This window comes from Flavobacterium olei (genome assembly GCF_039749035.1).
Taxonomy (GTDB): Bacteria; Bacteroidota; Bacteroidia; order Flavobacteriales; family Flavobacteriaceae; genus Flavobacterium; species Flavobacterium olei.
In genome coordinates this window covers 458,883-475,372 of the sequence record NZ_JBDKWC010000002.1, presented here as the reverse complement: position 1 = coordinate 475,372, position 16,490 = coordinate 458,883, and the positions used below count along the sequence as shown (strand labels likewise).

13 protein-coding genes are annotated in these 16,490 nt (G+C 35.9%); 4 read left to right on the top strand and 9 right to left on the bottom strand.

Features of this window, described 5'->3' with window-relative positions:
* Positions 1-15: 15 nt before the first annotated feature.
* From ABEB31_RS06015 to ABEB31_RS05995, 5 genes are read right to left on the bottom strand one after another with little or no spacing between them, the layout of a single operon-like run.
* On the bottom strand, positions 16-561 hold the full coding sequence (locus tag ABEB31_RS06015) for a c-type cytochrome (RefSeq protein WP_347050446.1): 546 nt from the start codon (positions 559-561) through the stop codon (positions 16-18).
* Between the two features lie 8 nt (positions 562-569).
* Positions 570-1,094 (bottom strand): DUF3341 domain-containing protein, encoded by a 525-nt coding sequence (locus tag ABEB31_RS06010; RefSeq protein WP_347050445.1) that lies wholly within the window; start codon positions 1,092-1,094, stop codon positions 570-572.
* Complete coding sequence (nrfD, locus tag ABEB31_RS06005) at positions 1,087-2,490, bottom strand: NrfD/PsrC family molybdoenzyme membrane anchor subunit (RefSeq protein ID WP_008466839.1); 1,404 nt, start codon at positions 2,488-2,490, stop codon at positions 1,087-1,089. Before nrfD ends, ABEB31_RS06010 begins: the two co-directional genes overlap by 8 nt.
* 38 nt (positions 2,491-2,528) lie before the next feature.
* Complete coding sequence (locus ABEB31_RS06000; protein ID WP_347050444.1) at positions 2,529-5,582, bottom strand: TAT-variant-translocated molybdopterin oxidoreductase; 3,054 nt, start codon at positions 5,580-5,582, stop codon at positions 2,529-2,531.
* Between the two features lie 32 nt (positions 5,583-5,614).
* The gene (locus tag ABEB31_RS05995) at positions 5,615-6,946 is read right to left on the bottom strand and encodes a c-type cytochrome (protein ID WP_347050443.1); all 1,332 of its coding nucleotides are present in this window, start codon (positions 6,944-6,946) and stop codon (positions 5,615-5,617) included.
* 219 nt (positions 6,947-7,165) lie between these two features.
* On the opposite strand from ABEB31_RS05995, the gene ABEB31_RS05990 reads away from it, so the two are divergent.
* The gene (locus ABEB31_RS05990) at positions 7,166-7,555 is read left to right on the top strand and encodes an SPOR domain-containing protein (protein ID WP_347050442.1); all 390 of its coding nucleotides are present in this window, start codon (positions 7,166-7,168) and stop codon (positions 7,553-7,555) included.
* Positions 7,556-7,686: 131 nt separating this feature from the next.
* Here the strand turns inward: ABEB31_RS05990 and ABEB31_RS05985 are convergent, their stop codons facing one another.
* From ABEB31_RS05985 to rimP, 4 genes are all read right to left on the bottom strand, one after another.
* A complete protein-coding gene (locus ABEB31_RS05985; protein WP_347050441.1) occupies positions 7,687-8,196 on the bottom strand; it encodes a DUF4920 domain-containing protein in 510 nt (169 codons plus the stop codon).
* A 119-nt stretch (positions 8,197-8,315) separates the two neighbouring features.
* Entirely contained in the window at positions 8,316-11,186 is a 2,871-nt protein-coding gene (gene infB, locus ABEB31_RS05980; protein ID WP_347050440.1) for a translation initiation factor IF-2, read from the bottom strand.
* A gap of 59 nt (positions 11,187-11,245) precedes the next feature.
* On the bottom strand, positions 11,246-12,499 hold the full coding sequence (gene nusA, locus ABEB31_RS05975; protein WP_347050439.1) for a transcription termination factor NusA: 1,254 nt from the start codon (positions 12,497-12,499) through the stop codon (positions 11,246-11,248).
* 14 nt (positions 12,500-12,513) lie between these two features.
* On the bottom strand, positions 12,514-12,978 hold the full coding sequence (gene rimP, locus ABEB31_RS05970) for a ribosome assembly cofactor RimP (protein WP_347050438.1): 465 nt from the start codon (positions 12,976-12,978) through the stop codon (positions 12,514-12,516).
* A 173-nt stretch (positions 12,979-13,151) separates the two neighbouring features.
* Between rimP and ABEB31_RS05965 the strand changes: the two genes are divergently transcribed.
* From ABEB31_RS05965 to ABEB31_RS05955, 3 genes are all read left to right on the top strand, one after another.
* Positions 13,152-13,976, top strand: a complete 825-nt coding sequence (locus ABEB31_RS05965; RefSeq protein WP_347050437.1) for a universal stress protein — start codon at positions 13,152-13,154, stop codon at positions 13,974-13,976.
* A gap of 178 nt (positions 13,977-14,154) precedes the next feature.
* On the top strand, positions 14,155-15,576 hold the full coding sequence (locus ABEB31_RS05960) for an aldehyde dehydrogenase family protein (protein WP_347050436.1): 1,422 nt from the start codon (positions 14,155-14,157) through the stop codon (positions 15,574-15,576).
* A gap of 60 nt (positions 15,577-15,636) precedes the next feature.
* On the top strand, positions 15,637-16,440 hold the full coding sequence (locus ABEB31_RS05955; RefSeq protein ID WP_347050435.1) for a helix-turn-helix domain-containing protein: 804 nt from the start codon (positions 15,637-15,639) through the stop codon (positions 16,438-16,440).
* The last annotated feature ends 50 nt before the right edge of the window (positions 16,441-16,490 follow it).

Here is a 16,490-nt window from a genome sequence, read left to right as displayed (position 1 = left end):
CAGTTTGTTCAACAATTATAATTGGCTTTTTAGTTTCAGAACATAGTCAGCAACTAACCAACGTTCGTGAGCACTTAATTGATTTGCATGTGAACCCATTGCATTTAAACCATAAGTCTCAACATGAAAGATACTTCCCTCTGTGATTTCTCTGTCTTTATAGCTAGGTACTCCAAGAAATTTTTCTCTTTCAACCAATTTACCTTTACCGTTACCAGTAGCTCCATGGCAGCTGATACAATAAATCTCGAAAAGCTCTTTACCTTTTCCAGAATTTTTTTCAATTGAATCCAATGGAGACTTTAAATTAGCTTTTGCCAACTCATAACCTGCAGTTGAATTTTCATATTCGTAAGGTTCAAAACCTCTGTTGATAGTTCCTTCAACAGGAAGCTGTCCTTCTTTTCCTCCCTTAAATACTTTTGCTTCTGTGTAAGGCTCGTAAGCAACAGATTCATACATATTTGGAAAATACTGATAGTTCGGTGCCGAATTATTGTGGCAAGATGAAACTAAAATAGTTATACCAACTAAAAGTGTTATTTTATATATCCTTTTCATAGCTACAATTAATTCTTTTCAATTACTTTAACTTCAACAGCTCCGGTTCCTTCAAAGAAAGAAACTAATTCTGCTTCGTTATCATTTACTGCAACTTCCATTAAGAAGTGGTCATCAGTTGTTCTTACATCCGGGTTTTCAGCTTGCTTAAATGGCCATAATCTACTTCTCATATAAAAAGTAATTACCATTAAGTGAGCTGCAAAAAATACAGTCATCTCAAACATAATCGGCACAAAAGATGGCATATTCTGGATAAAACTGAAACTTGGTTTACCACCGATATCCTGTGGCCAGTCATGAATCATGATATAACTCATCATTGTTGTAGCAACAGAGATACCAACACATCCGTATAAGAAAGCACATATTGCTAATCTAGTTGGCGCTAATCCCATGGCTTTATCCAATCCGTGAACTGGGAATGGAGTAAAAACCTCTTCAATATGATGATGTGCAGCTCTGGTCTTCTTTACTGCATTCATCAAAATGTCATCGTCATTATAAATGGCGTATATTACTTTATTACTCATGATGTGAATCTTTACTATTTGCTCTTTCTCTAATGTAATTATCTCCAGTTCCTTTCAAAATTGTTTTAACCTCTGCCTGAGCAATTACAGGGAAAGTTCTTGAGTACAATAAAAACAATACGAAGAAGAAACCAATTGTTCCAATGAAAATTCCAATATCAACAAATGTTGGTGAGAACATTGTCCAAGAAGATGGAAGGTAATCTCTATGTAAAGAAGTAACAATAATTACGAATCTTTCGAACCACATCCCGATGTTTACTACAATCGAAATGATAAATGAGAACATGATACTAGTTCTTAATTTTTTGAACCACATAAACTGAGGTGAGAACACGTTACAAGTCATCATAGACCAGTAAGCCCACCAGTAAGGTCCTGTCGCTCTGTTTAAGAATGCATATTGTTCGTATTCTACACCTGAATACCAAGCTACAAATAACTCAGTGATATACGCAACACCAACAATAGAACCAGTAATCATGATAATGATATTCATTAATTCAATATGTTGTAATGTAATGTATGCTTCAAGGTTAGAAACTTTTCTCATTACGATCAACAATGTATTTACCATCGCAAATCCTGAGAAAACCGCTCCTGCAACGAAGTACGGAGGGAAGATTGTTGTATGCCATCCAGGAATTACCGAAGTAGCAAAGTCCATAGATACAATTGTGTGCACAGAAAGTACAAGAGGAGTAGCTAAACCAGCAAGTACTAAAGATACTTCTTCAAAACGCTGCCAATCTTTTGCTCTACCACTCCATCCAAAACTTAAGATAGAATAAACTCTTTTATTAAACGGAGTTATAGCTCTATCACGAAGCATAGCGAAATCCGGTAATAAACCAGTCCACCAGAAAACTAATGATACTGAAAGATAAGTTGAAATCGCGAATACGTCCCAAAGTAATGGTGAGTTAAAGTTAACCCATAGTGATCCAAATTGGTTTGGTATAGGCAATACCCAGTATGCCAGCCATGGACGACCCATGTGGATAATTGGGAATAAACCTGCTTGTACTACTGAGAAAATGGTCATCGCTTCTGCAGAACGGTTAATCGCCATTCTCCAACGTTGACGGAAAAGCAAAAGTACTGCAGAAATTAAAGTTCCTGCGTGACCGATACCAACCCACCAAACGAAGTTCGTGATATCCCATGCCCAACCAACTGTTTTATTTAATCCCCATGTTCCAATACCGGTAGACACAGTGTAAATAATACAACCTAGTCCCCAAAGGAAGGCTATTAATGCAATAGAAAATACAATCCACCATTGCTTATTTGCAGGACCTTCAACAGGCGCAGCTACATCTACTGTTACATCGTGATAAGATTTATCACCTATAACTAAAGGTTTTCTAATGGGTGCTTCGTAATGAGACGACATAATCCTTTATATTGTTTCTTAATTAATAATTTTTTGTACTACGTATTTCTAACTTTAACATGGTAAACCACATTAGGTTTTGTTCCAACATGCTCCAATAAATGGTATGATCTTTCATCGGCAGCCAATTTAGCTACTTTACTATCTTTATCATTAACATCTCCAAATATCATCGCTCCAGAAGAACAAGCGCTAGAACAAGCTGTCTGGAATTCTCCATCAACAACTGCACGTCCTTCATTTTTCGCTTTCAATTTTGTAGCTTGTGTCATTTGAATACACATAGAACATTTCTCCATAACTCCACGAGAACGAACATTTACGTCTGGGTTTAATACCATACGACCTAAATCATCATTCATGTGATAATCGAATTCACTGTTTTTGTTATACAAGAACCAGTTAAAACGACGTACTTTATATGGACAGTTATTCGCACAATAACGAGTACCAACACATCTGTTGTATGCCATGTGGTTTTGACCTTCACGACCGTGAGATGTTGCAGCAACAGGACAAACTGTTTCACATGGTGCATGGTTACAGTGTTGACACATTACCGGCTGGAAAGCTACTTGTGGATTGTCTCCAGGTTTTTCCATTTCATTAAAGGTAGATAATGAACTAGATAATCCCGCAATTCCTTCTTTTCTTTCGTTATCACCTTCAAAAGTACTTTCAGAAGAATAGTATCTGTCAATACGCAACCAATGCATATCACGGCTTCTTCTTACTTCTGCTTTACCTACAACAGGAACGTTATTTTCTGCATGACATGCGATAACACATGCTCCGCATCCTGTACAAGCATTTAAGTCGATTGAAAGATTGAAGTGGTGCCCTGTTGAACGATCAAATGATTCCCATAAATCGACAGTAGTAGCCTCAACCTCCTGGTGATCTAAAGATACCATTGGTTTTTCATTCCAGTGTTCTGCATCCTTAGTATTAAATACCTCTAATGTGGTTTCTTTAATAATATCCCCTCTACCCATTAACGTTTTTTGACCTTGAACACAAGCAAACTCATGCTCTCCTCCAGCTTTCGCTATAGAAACAGATTGAACACCATTGAAACCTTTATATAAAGCGTAAGCATTTAAACCTACCTGCATTTCTTCTTTTAAAGACGCTTTACGTCCGTATCCGACAGCTAAACCTACAGTACCAACTGCCTGACCTGGCTGAACGATAACCGGTACATTTTCTAATTTAACGCCATCTGCAGTTGTTATAGTAGCATAACTACCATTTAAACCACCGTTTGCAACGATTTCATTAGATAGACCTAATTTTTTAGCATCAGTGTTAGAAACTGTTACATAGTTATCCCAGGAAACTCTTGTAATTGGATCCGGAAACTCTTGTAACCAAGGGTTATTTGCTTGTTGACCATCTCCCATACCTGTTTTAGTATACAATACTAATTCAAAGTCTCCGGCAGATTTAGATCTAGAAAGTGCATTTGCCGCAGCTGCAGCATCAACAGCACCTCCAGAAAGCGCACTACCAATACCTACAAAAACTCCATCATGTAATACTTTATTCCACGAAGATCCCGCAGTTAAACTAGCAGAATTTGCTTTTAAATAATCATAAAAAGTACCGCCAGTACCATTTAATGATAATAAAACATCCTGAAATTGTTTAGTATTAAATATAGGACGAATAGTTGGCTGTGTTAAACTGTAAGTTCCTTTTGTAATTTCAAGATCACCCCATGACTCTAAGTAATGAGGAACCGGAGCAGCAATTGTAGAAACAGAAGCAGTTTCATCTTCTTTTAATGCAAAAGCAACAGAAGTTTTAACTTTTTTCAATCCAGATGCAAAAGCAGCTGAATCAGCTAAAGTATAAACCGGATTAACTCCACTCATAATTAAAGTATGAACACTTCCAGCGTTTAAGTCTTTAATTAATTGTGAAACAGCCGCATTAGAACCTTTTCTAATTTGTCTTGTTCCAACAGTACTAAAAGCCTCACTAGCTAACGCCTGGTTGATAGCTAAGACTAATAGTTGAGCATTTTTATCTTCAATTCCAGATACTAAAACTCCTTTTGATCCGGCAGCTTTAAGTTGCTGAGCAGCTTTCACTACTTCATTTTTAAACTTACCATCCAAAGTAACAGGAACAGAAGCACCTACAATAATATTATAAATTTGAACTAAAGCTTGTTTTTGGTCAGCTGTAGTCATTGGAACACGCTTATCAGCAGCCGCTCCAGATAATGTCATATTTGATTCAAACTGAAAATGACGGGACATTTTTCCGTTTTGAGGAATACGTCCTTGTGCATATCCAGCATCATATCCGCCACCTTGCCAGTCTCCTAAGAAATCAGCACCAACAGATACAATTAAAGAAGATTTAGAAAAATCATAATCCACTAAAGCTCTTTCACCATATACAGCCTGAAAAGCATCCAGTGCTTCTGACGAAGAAACCGCATCATAAACAACATGTTTAGCGTTTGGATTCTTAGCAATAAACTCTGCTATTAATTTTTCAGTTGAAGGACTAGCTAATGTGTTTGTTAATAACACTACCTGACCTCCTTTTGCTTTTGCCTCAGCTAAACTTGATTTAATTTTTAAATCAACAGCCGACCATGTAGAATCTTTTCCGTCTACTTTTGGTTCTCTCAAACGACTACTGTCATACAATCCTAAAATAGAAGCATGAATTCTAGCATTCGCTGAAAATTTAGCTCCAGCAATTGTATTGTTTTCAATTTTAATTGGACGACCCTCACGAGTTTTCACCAAAAGATTTGCAAAATCAAAACCATCAAATACAGTCGTTGCATAATAATCTGCAACCCCAGGAATGATTTGTTCTGGTTGTAACACATAAGGGATAGACTTGTGAACAGGACCTTCGCAGGCAGCTAATGTAACAGCTGCAGTACTAAACCCTACGTACTTTAAAAAGTCACGACGTGAAGTTCCAGATGTAGATAAAGCATCAGCGTTACCCAAAAACTCATCGGTAGGAATTTCTTCAACGAATTCGTTATTTCTAAGCGCCTCAACAATAGAGCTATTTTCTAGCTCTTCAACACTTTTCCAGTATTTTTTGTTTGATGACATTGTATATAAATATTAAAATCTTAATAATTCGATTAATAGTGGCATTTACCGCATTCTAAACCTCCCATTTGCGCTGCAGTTAATTTCTCTACACCGTATTTTTTAGAAAGTTCAGCATGAATTTTATCATAGTAAGCATTACCTTCCATCTTAACATCAGTTTTTCTATGGCAATCAATACACCATCCCATTGTTAATTTAGAATATTGCTTCATGATTTCAAATTCCTGCACTGGACCGTGACAAGTTTGACATTCAATGCCCGCAACTGAAACGTGTTGTGAGTGATTAAAGTAAACAAAATCAGGCAGATTATGAATACGAACCCATTTAACAGGTTTTGTTTTTCCAGTATAAGCCTGTTTAGTCTTATCCCATCCAACAGCATCATATAATTTTTGAATTTCACCATCGTAAAACGCTTTGCTATACTCAGCAGTAGCTGTAGTTTCAGCAACTTCTGAAATATTTTTATGACAGTTCATACAAACATTTAAAGAAGGAATACCAGCAGTTTTACTTACACGTGAAGCAGAGTGACAATATTTACAATTGATCTCATTATCACCAGCGTGAATTTTGTGCGAATAATGGATTGGCTGAATTGGCTCATAATTTTGATCTACACCTACCTGCATTAAGTAACCGTAAACAAAATAACCACTAGCCAAAAGTAAAAATATAGCAGTAACCAATACTAAAAACTGATTTCTTGCGAATGCTTTCCAGATTGGAGTTCTTGCTTCTTTTGGAGCTACTACAATACCATTTTTATTTGCCACCTTAGTTAACACTTTGTTCACCATGAACAGCATTACTACTAAAATAGCCATTACAAGAGCAAGAGCTCCTAAAATAATATTGTTTGAAATTCCACTTGCTTCAGGCTGAGGCCCGGTTGGCAATTGTGCATTAGCACCTGCAGCAGGTTCAGCTTTTACTTCAGAAGTATATGCTATAATATTATCAATATCCCCTTCAGACAATTGAGGAAAAGGAGTCATTACTGCTTTATTGTTTTCCTCAAAAAGTTTAACTGCAACAGGATCACCTGACTTAATCATGTCAGAACTGTTATGCACCCACTTGTAAAGCCAAGCTTTATCATGTTTAGCAGCTACTCCTCTTAAAGCAGGACCAGTTGATTTAGCATCTAATTTGTGACATGCAGCGCAATTTGCATTAAAAAGTTCCTTCCCTTTTACCGGATCACCGTCTCCTGCAGCCGGAGCAGCAGCAGCAGCTTCAGTCGCCGCCGGAGCAGCAGCATCTTGAGCAAATGAAGTTAGGGAGAAAATTAACGTCAGCGATAAGCCAAACAGCAATTTTCTTGAGATCGAATTATGGTTACCCACCTTTTTCATATAGTATAAATAATTGTCTACTAATTTTTGGTATGATTTTTTCTATGTTATATCAGGAAAAATCTATACCCTCTTTTAAAACTTGCACAAAAATACGACTTATGAACTATTCTCAAAACCTTAAAATAGTCTTAAATATCAATTTATATCAATTCTAAATAATATTAAAATTTTACACTCAGACTTTAAATAGTATTTTTGCATAAAAACCATCACATTATGAGAATTTTAAGCCCTTCTAAAAGCCTTTTACTAACAATTATAACGATTGCTTTCGCACATAACATTAACGCTCAAGATCAAAATTTAACAGTGAACCAAGACCCTAAATTTGAGCAGTTACTTAACGAGAAACGTAAAATTAACACGTCAATAAGCACAAACGATACCTACAGAATCCAAATCTTTAGCGGCAAAAGCGACGAGGCAAAAAAGACATTATCCGATTTTAAAAGAGAAAATTCTGATATAGACGGAACAATAATTTTCAGTACTCCTAACTATAAGGTCATAGTAGGAAACTTCAAAACCAGAATTGAAGCAGAAAGAAATCTGGCGGAAATTAAAAAACGATATAAGAGTGTTTTTCTATTAAAACCCGGAAGATAATTTTAAAAAACAAAGGCGAGATACCCATCTCGCCTTTGTTTTTTTATTCTATTATGTCTAATACAAAGTAATTTAGCTTAGTCCTGTAACTAAGCTTTTCATGCTCTACAAAAAAATCTTATAACAGATTTTTAATTCACTACTTTAATACCGCTGGCCAAAAAACGGATTTCTTCTTTGGGTGCGGTAATAGCATCTATCTCAGATTTTGATTTCTTTGCGTCTTTCGCATAGTGCTTAAGCTCATCAAGAGAAGTGATTTTACTTTCTGCATTTCCTTCCAATACTACATTTTTGCCTTTTAGTGCAACAGGGACAAAGAATGCATAATCTTTCATTTTGACAAAGAATGATGCACCACTTTCCGTTTTTAACGTAATCCAGCATCCTCTTTTTGGACAAACTCCGGTAACCTCCCCTTTTACAGCAATGTTTTCTAATTTATTATCGACGCGTAATTTGCTTTCTAATTGTTCAACAGGCATCGCAGTATTTATTGAAGGCTTAGAAATATCATTCCCATAAAAATCTCCAATTATGGCATTTCCCGCAGGTGGCGCAGGCTTTTCTACTGCTTCTTGCGCAAAGCAAATCGAGGAAAGACTTAAAAATAACACAGCGGTATATATTCTTATTTTCATAATTACTAAATTTAGTTGAATCAAAAATAATACTAAAACCCGAATAATATGCTCCAAAAATTAGCATATAAAAAAAGTCCCAATTTTCATTGAGACTTTTTTTTTATAATTACGAAATATTATTTTAATTTCTTTTTAATAGCTACTTCATGGTAAGCTTCTATAGCATCATTAATTTCGATATCATTATATCCTTTGATCTGGATACCGCAATCATAACCTTTAGAAACCTCTTTAACATCATCTTTGAATCGTTTTAAAGCAACTAACTCTCCGGTATGAACAACAACACCATCTCTGATAACTCTTATTTTAGCTGCTCTTAATATCTTACCGTCTGTCACCATACAACCAGCAATTGAACCTACTTTAGAAATTTTGAATATCTCACGGATTTCAGCAGTTCCTAAAATTTCTTCTTTCATCTCTGGCGCCAACATACCTTCCATAGCATCTTTTAAGTCATCGATAGCTGCGTAGATAATAGAGTAGTAACGGATATCAATTTCTTCTTTATCTGCAAGCTGTCTGGCATTTCCGGCCGGACGAACATTAAATCCGATAATAATCGCATCTGATGCAGAAGCCAGGTTAACATCTGTTTCTGTAATTGCTCCAACTCCTTTATGAATAATATTGATCTGAACTTCTTCTGTAGAAAGTTTAGAGAATGAATCAGACAATGCTTCAACAGAACCATCCACGTCCCCTTTAAGGATTACATTCAATTCTTTAAACTGACCAAGAGCAATACGACGTCCAATCTCATCAAGTGTAATATGTCTTTGTGTACGAACTGACTGCTCACGCATTAACTGAGAACGTTTAGAAGCAATTTGTTTCGCTTCTTTCTCATCTTCAAATACATTAAATTTATCACCCGCAGTAGCAGCTCCATCAAGACCTAAAACAGATACCGGAGTCGAAGGACCAGCCTCAAGAACAGTATGCCCTCTCTCGTCATGCATTGCTTTTACTTTTCCGTGGTGTTTACCAGCCAGCATATAATCTCCAATTTTCAAAGTTCCCTGCTGAACTAAAATTGTAGACACATATCCTTTTCCTTTATCTAAGAATGCTTCAACAACAGTTCCTTGTGCAGCTTTATTTGGATTTGATTTTAAATCAAGAATTTCTGCCTCCAGTAAAACTTTTTCAAGTAATTCTTTTACACCTGTTCCTACTTTCGCAGAAATATCATGTGACTGAATTTTTCCACCCCAGTCTTCAACAAGTAAATTCATACCAGCCAAACGTTCTTTGATTTTCTCAACATTCGCGTTTGGTTTATCAATTTTGTTTATGGCGAATATAATCGGTACTCCTGCAGCCTGTGCGTGTGAGATTGCCTCTTTCGTCTGCGGCATGATATCATCATCGGCAGCTACCACAATAATTGCGATATCTGTAACCTGAGCTCCACGTGCACGCATCGCGGTAAACGCCTCGTGACCCGGAGTATCTAAAAACGCAATTTTCTGACCATTATCAAGAGTTACCCCATAAGCTCCAATGTGCTGTGTGATTCCTCCAGACTCACCGGCGATAACATTTTCTTTACGAATATAATCCAGTAAAGATGTTTTACCGTGGTCAACGTGACCCATTACGGTTACAATTGGCGCTCTTGTTACTAAGTCTTCTTCTCTGTCTTCTACAACTTCAATTGCTTCTTCAATATCTACTGTAATAAACTCTACATCATAACCAAACTCATCTGCAACGATAGTTAAAGTTTCAGCATCAAGACGCTGGTTCATTGTAACCATGATACCTAAAGACATACAAGTTCCAATTACCTTAGTAATCGGTACATCCATCATGATTGCAATTTCACCTACAGTGACAAATTCAGTAACTTTAATTGTTTTACTTCCTTCGTCAAGAGCTCTTTGCTCATCATCAGATTTCTGACGGTGCGTTTCTCTTTTATCTCTTCTATATTTTGCCGCTTTAGATTTTCCTCCTTTACCCTGAAGTTTTTCAAGAGTTTCTCTAATTTGGTTTTTTACTTCTTCTTCTGTAGGCTCAACTTTAGCCACAATTGCAGGACGGTTTCCTTTTACAAAACCTGGTCTTGCACTTCTGTTAGCATTAAAACCTCCACCACCAGTATTTGGTGTAATTTTATTTGGATTTGGCGTTCCCGGCGCATTTCCTGTCGCAGGTTTTGGCGCACCAGGAGTACCTGGTTTTGGAGCAATTCTTTTACGCTTATTTTTATTTGCGTTATTATTGTTCCCTGTCCCCGGAGCTCCAGGTTTATTTTGAACCGCTTTAGGATCTTCTTTCTTTTTCTTTGGCTTATTAAATTGAGATAAGTCAATGGTTTGCCCCGTAAGAGTTGTTCCAGAAAGCTTTTGATATTGAGTAGTAATCGTTTCTTCAGAAGTTGCCGGATCAGTAGACACGATTGGCTCCTGAGCAACTTTAGAAGATTCTGTTTTAACTTCTTTTTTCTCAGTAATAATAGGTTCTTCTTTTTTCGTTTCTGCCACTGGCGTTACTGCAGGTTCAGCTTTTACCGTTTCATTTTGAACTGGTTTTTCTGCCTCAACCGGCGTAACCGTTTGTGGTTTTTCTACTTTTGAAGTTTCTTCAGCAGGAGTAACAGCAGGTTTCTTTGGATTTAAGTCAATTTTACCAACTTGTACAGGACCCGAAACAACAGCTCTCGCTTTTATTATTTCTTGTTGTCTCTGACGCTCTTCATCTTGTCTGCGCTTGTCTTCAATTTCTTTTTCACGTTCTACACGTAAAGCTTCTTTTTCTTTTCTTTTCTCTTCTCCAACTTCTTTGGAAGCCTCCTTATTCCCCTTATCGCCCGCAAATTGGCTTTGAAGGATATTAAATTCGCTATCAGAAATTTTAGCATTTGGATTTGCATCAATAGCAATTCCCTTATCCTTTAGATAATCCACAGCTCTTTCTAACGAAATATTTAATTCCCTTAAAACCTTGTTTATTCTTATTACTCTCTCTTCAGACATATAACCTTTTTATTATTACCTTTTTCGTTGTGTTGTTAGAGCAGACATTCAGCTATTGCTTAACTATCAAACTCTTCTTTTAGTATTTTCATAACATCCAGAATCGTTTCCTCTTCCAGATCTGTTCTTCTAACTAAATCTTCTACGTCGTGTTTTAAGATACTTTTTGCAGTATCCAAACCTATTTTTGCAAACTCTTCAATTACCCATTCTTCAATTTCATCTGAAAACTCTGTCAACTCTACATCGTCTTCATCTGCAACAGCACCGGCAACGTCTCCTTCACGGATAACATCTAATTCATAACCTGTCAACTGACCTGCTAACTTAATGTTGTGACCGCCTCTACCAATTGCTTTAGAAACTTCTTCTAATTTCAAGAAAACTTCAGCTCTTTTACTTTCTTCATCAATTTTGATAGAAGAAACTTTTGCAGGGCTTAAGGCTCTTGTTATAAATAATTGAATATTGCTTGTATAATTAATGACATCAATATTTTCATTACCAAGTTCGCGTACAATTCCGTGAATACGGGAACCTTTCATTCCCACACAAGCTCCAACCGGATCAATTCTGTCATCATAAGAATCTACCGCTACTTTTGCTTTTTCACCAGGAATACGAACTACATTTTTAACCGTAATTAAACCGTCAAAAACCTCTGGAATTTCCTGCTCAAATAATTTTTCTAAAAACTTCTCAGAAGTTCTTGACATAATAATCTGAGGTTTATTCCCTTTTAATTCTACGCTTTCAATAATTCCGCGTACATTATCTCCTTTACGGAAAAAATCTGACGGAATTTGTTTTTCTTTTGGAAGAACGATTTCATTTCCTTCATCATCAACCAGAATAACAACTCTTGGACGCACGTGATGTACTTCAGCTGTATATATATCACCGATAATATCTTTAAATTGTTTGTAAAGATTTGTATTATCGTGTTCGTGAATTTTAGATATTAAATTTTGACGAAGTGCTAAAATAGCTCTTCTTCCTAAATCAATCAATTTTACTTCTTCAGAAACCTCTTCACCAATTTCAAAATCCGCTTCAATCATTCTTGCTTCTGTAAGCGTAATTTCCTCATTTTCAAAATCAAGATCTTCGTCAGCAACAATTACTCTTCTTCTCCATATCTCCATATCTCCTTTATCAGGATTAATGATAATATCGAAGTTATCATCAGAACCGTATTTTTTCTTCAATGCATTTCTAAACACGTCCTCTAAAATTGCCATAAGCGTTACACGATCAATAAGTTTATTATCTTTAAACTCTGAGAATGAATCGATTAATGCTAAATTTTCCATGCGAATTCTTTAAATTAAAATGTTACTGTAACAATTGCCTCTTTAATTTCTGTATAAGGTATTTGTTGCTCTTTTTGAACTGTTTCTTTTCCTTTTCCTATTTTTTTCGGTTCTCTTGATTTCCAAGACAAAATTATAAAAACATCGTTAGCTTCCACTAATTCTGCTTCAATTTTTTCTGTATTTGTAGTAACAATCAACGTTCTACCAATATTTTTCTTATATTGTCTTGTCATTTTTAAAGGCGATCCTACTCCAACTGATGCTACTTCAAGCGAAAAATCCTGCTCTTCACGATCCAGATTGTTCTCGATTGCCCGACTAATATCGATGCAGTCCTGAAGCGCCACTCCGTTATCTCCGTCTAAACCAACACTAATTTTAAAAGAATCTGAGATGGCCAAATCAATCAAAAAGACTGATGGTTTTTCCAGAAGTGCTTCCGTAATTAATCCGTTTACTTTTTCTTTAAATGTCATAATTTTATAAAAAGAGGGGACACTTAGTCCCCTCATTATTTAGATTTTAATAAATAACAGTGCAAATATAGTGATTTTTTTGTAAATCAAATAAATTGATTGCTCTAAAAATATTTCTTACCTTTATAATAGCGCAAAAACATAGAATTATTCACAATTATAACCTCAAAATCATGAAAAGAATTCTAGTACCTACCGACTTCTCAGAACATGCAGAAGATGCTTTAAAAGTTGCCGCTCAAATAGCAAAAAAGAACGATTCTGAAATTATTCTTCTCCACATGCTTGAATTACCACATCAATCCAATGATGCTATTTTAGGCGGAATCAGCATTCCTGAAACCATGCTTTTCATGAAAAAAGCAAACGAAACTCTTGATGAAGTTGCTTCAAAACCTTATCTTGACGGGATCGCCGTTACTGAAGTCGTTAAAATGGACAAACCCATACACGGCATCACGCAAATCAGTAAGGATTATGACGTCGATTTAATTGTAATGGGATCTCACGGATCAACAGGTATCGAAGAACTATTAATAGGTTCTAATACTGAAAAAGTGGTACGCAACTCAGAAATTCCTGTTCTGGTTATCAAAAACAACATAACTGATTTTAATGCATCCAACATTGTTTTCGCATCTGATTTCTCAGACGAAGCAGAAAAACCTTTTGAAAAACTTTTAAATTTTATAAAATTATTTGATTCAAAACTACACTTAGTCACTATATGTACGCCAAACAGCTTCAAACCAACACATGTAAGCGAAAAAGCGATGACCGATTTTATTTCTCATTTTAACATCTCCAATTATACAACTCAAATTTACAACGACACGAATATCGAAAAGGGAATTATTAATTTTTCGAATAAAATAAATGCAGACCTAATAGGAATGTGCACGCACGGAAGAACCGGATTTGCCCATTTTTTTAACGGAAGCATAAGCGAAGGTTTAGTGAACCATGCGGTTAGACCTGTTATTACTTTAAAAACGTAAAAATTTAAACGATATATTATTTATAAGGCTTCTCTAATTGATTTTTTTACCAACACTATTCGTTAATAATCTACCTGAAAAAATGAACCTTAGAACAAAGTCAGTTTGAGCTTTACAACAAAGTCTGCAATGATGTTAATTTCGAAATTTGCCTAATAATAATTCATAACAACACAATATGAAAACGATAGACAAAATTTACATTAACGGAGAATTTGTAACACCTCAGGGAACAGAATATTTTGACCTTATTAGTCCCACAACAAATGAAAAACTGGGAGAAGTTCTTCTGGGAAACACAGAAGACACCCAAAAAGCTATTGACGCCGCCAAAAATGCTTTTAAATCTTTTTCACAAACAACAGCAAACGAAAGAATTCAATATCTTAAAAATATAAAATCTTCGGTTGAAAAAAGGAAAAATGATTTTATTAATATTATGACAGAAGAATACGGAGGCACATTGCGATTTGCAACTGTAAGTTACGATTATATGCTAAAAAGCTTTGACTCTGCAATTTCCCTCCTTAACAGCTATGAATTTATTAAAACGATGGGTGAATCTGAAGTTCAAATGACACCAATTGGCGTAGTCGGAATAATTATTCCATGGAATTCGAGCAATGGTTTTATATGCAGCAAATTATCTACAGCTATAGCAGCCGGATGCACATCGGTAATTAAACCAAGCGAAATGAGTGCTCAGCAAACACAACTTATTACAGAATGCCTTCATGAAGCCAATCTCCCAAATGGGATTGTTAATATCGTTAACGGCTTAGGTGAAGTGGTTGGGGCAGAGATAAGCAGAAACCCTGATATTGCTAAAATCTCTTTTACAGGATCCACAACTGTTGGAAAAATTATTGCCAAAGAGGCCGTAAATACCATGAAGAGAATAACACTGGAACTTGGCGGTAAATCTCCCAATATTATTTTAGAAGATGCCGATTTCGAAAAAGCGATTCCACTTGCGATAAGCGCAGCATTTATGAACAGCGGACAAGCCTGTATTGCCGGAACGAGATTACTGATTCCCGAAAGTAAACTGGAAGAAACAAAATTACTTGTCAAAGAAGTTATTTCAAACACTATTGTTGGAGATCCAAAAAACGAAAGCACAGCAGTTGGACCTATGGTAAGCACTAAACAATTCAATCGTGTTCAGGATTACATTCAGACCGGAATTAATGAAGGAGCTGAAATTCTGACCGGCGGACCAGGAAAACCAATGGGATTGGAAAAAGGAAATTTTGTTAAGCCGACCGTTTTTATTCATGTAAATAATCAGATGCGAATTGCGCGAGAAGAAATTTTTGGTCCCGTTTTATCTATTATCACCTATAAAACAGAAGAAGAAGCAATTGAGATTGCCAACGACACCTCTTACGGCTTACAAGCCTATGTAAGCTCGTCAGACTCTAAACGAGCATATCGCGTGGCTTCTCGACTTAATGCAGGACGTGTGCAGATAAATGGAATTGGCCACGACCCGATGGCACCTTTCGGAGGATTTAAACAATCCGGAATTGGCAGGGAATTTGGAACTTTAGGATTGGAAGCCTATCTGGAACCAAAAGCTTTAATTCAACAAATATAATTTTTAAAGATCCGGAAATCCCAAAAAAAGATTATCCGGATCTTTTTGTAATTTTACAATATGAGCACAAAGACGGTAAAACCTAAAATATTGTATTCCTGTTATTATTCCCGAAGTCGCGAAGGAGAACATTTTATACCCGAACATGTTTTCAGTTATCAGATTTCCGGCGATATGATTGCCTCAGATACTAAAAATACTTTTTACTCCAAGGAGGGCGATTTTCGCTTTAGCAGAAGAAATCATTTAGCAAAATTTACTAAAATCCCGCCTCAAGGAGGAGAATTTAAAACCATTTCTCTTTACCTGGATCAGGAAATTCTTTTGGAAGTAAGCAGAGAATACAATTTAATAGCCGATAAAAAAGTGGACTCTGATGCCATGTTTGCTTTACAACCACATCCGCTCTATAAATCTTTTATGGAATCATTGCTCTCCTATCTCGAAGTTGAACAGGAAAACAATGAAACTTTATTTAATTTAAAAATAAAGGAAGCCATTCATCTTCTGTTAAAATTAAACCCAGAATTGAAAGATATTTTATTTGATTTTAATGAACCCGGCAAAATTGATCTTGAAGCATTTATGAATAAGAATTTCCATTTTAATGTTCAAATGCATCGATTTGCGTATCTAACCGGCCGTAGCTTAGCAACTTTTAAAAGAGATTTTCAAAAAACATTTGATCAGGCGCCCGGAAAATGGTTACTAAACAAAAGACTTCAGGAAGCTTATTACTTAATTACGCAGGGCAAATCTCCATCTGAAGTATATATTGGAGTAGGTTTTGAAGATTTGTCGCATTTCTCTTTTTCATTTAAAAAGAAATTCGGAATTGCTCCTTCTTCGTTAAATCAAAAATAAATCCAATTTTTTTCGCATAAAAAAAGCCTCTCATATCCGAGAGGCTTTTT

Excerpts from the sequence above, each read along its gene's own strand:
- ABEB31_RS06010 (WP_347050445.1), bottom strand. The coding sequence starts at position 1,094 with ATGAGTAATAAAGTAATATACGCCATTTATAATGACGATGACATTTTG.
- ABEB31_RS05990 (WP_347050442.1), top strand. The coding sequence starts at position 7,166 with ATGAGAATTTTAAGCCCTTCTAAAAGCCTTTTACTAACAATTATAACG.
- ABEB31_RS06015 (WP_347050446.1), bottom strand. The coding sequence starts at position 561 with ATGAAAAGGATATATAAAATAACACTTTTAGTTGGTATAACTATTTTA.
- ABEB31_RS05995 (WP_347050443.1), bottom strand. The coding sequence starts at position 6,946 with ATGAAAAAGGTGGGTAACCATAATTCGATCTCAAGAAAATTGCTGTTT.
- infB (WP_347050440.1), bottom strand. The coding sequence starts at position 11,186 with ATGTCTGAAGAGAGAGTAATAAGAATAAACAAGGTTTTAAGGGAATTA.
- ABEB31_RS05985 (WP_347050441.1), bottom strand. The coding sequence starts at position 8,196 with ATGAAAATAAGAATATATACCGCTGTGTTATTTTTAAGTCTTTCCTCG.
- ABEB31_RS06000 (WP_347050444.1), bottom strand. The coding sequence starts at position 5,582 with ATGTCATCAAACAAAAAATACTGGAAAAGTGTTGAAGAGCTAGAAAAT.
- nusA (WP_347050439.1), bottom strand. The coding sequence starts at position 12,499 with ATGGAAAATTTAGCATTAATCGATTCATTCTCAGAGTTTAAAGATAAT.
- ABEB31_RS05960 (WP_347050436.1), top strand. The coding sequence starts at position 14,155 with ATGAAAACGATAGACAAAATTTACATTAACGGAGAATTTGTAACACCT.
- ABEB31_RS05955 (WP_347050435.1), top strand. The coding sequence starts at position 15,637 with ATGAGCACAAAGACGGTAAAACCTAAAATATTGTATTCCTGTTATTAT.
- rimP (WP_347050438.1), bottom strand. The coding sequence starts at position 12,978 with ATGACATTTAAAGAAAAAGTAAACGGATTAATTACGGAAGCACTTCTG.
- ABEB31_RS05965 (WP_347050437.1), top strand. The coding sequence starts at position 13,152 with ATGAAAAGAATTCTAGTACCTACCGACTTCTCAGAACATGCAGAAGAT.
- nrfD (WP_008466839.1), bottom strand. The coding sequence starts at position 2,490 with ATGTCGTCTCATTACGAAGCACCCATTAGAAAACCTTTAGTTATAGGT.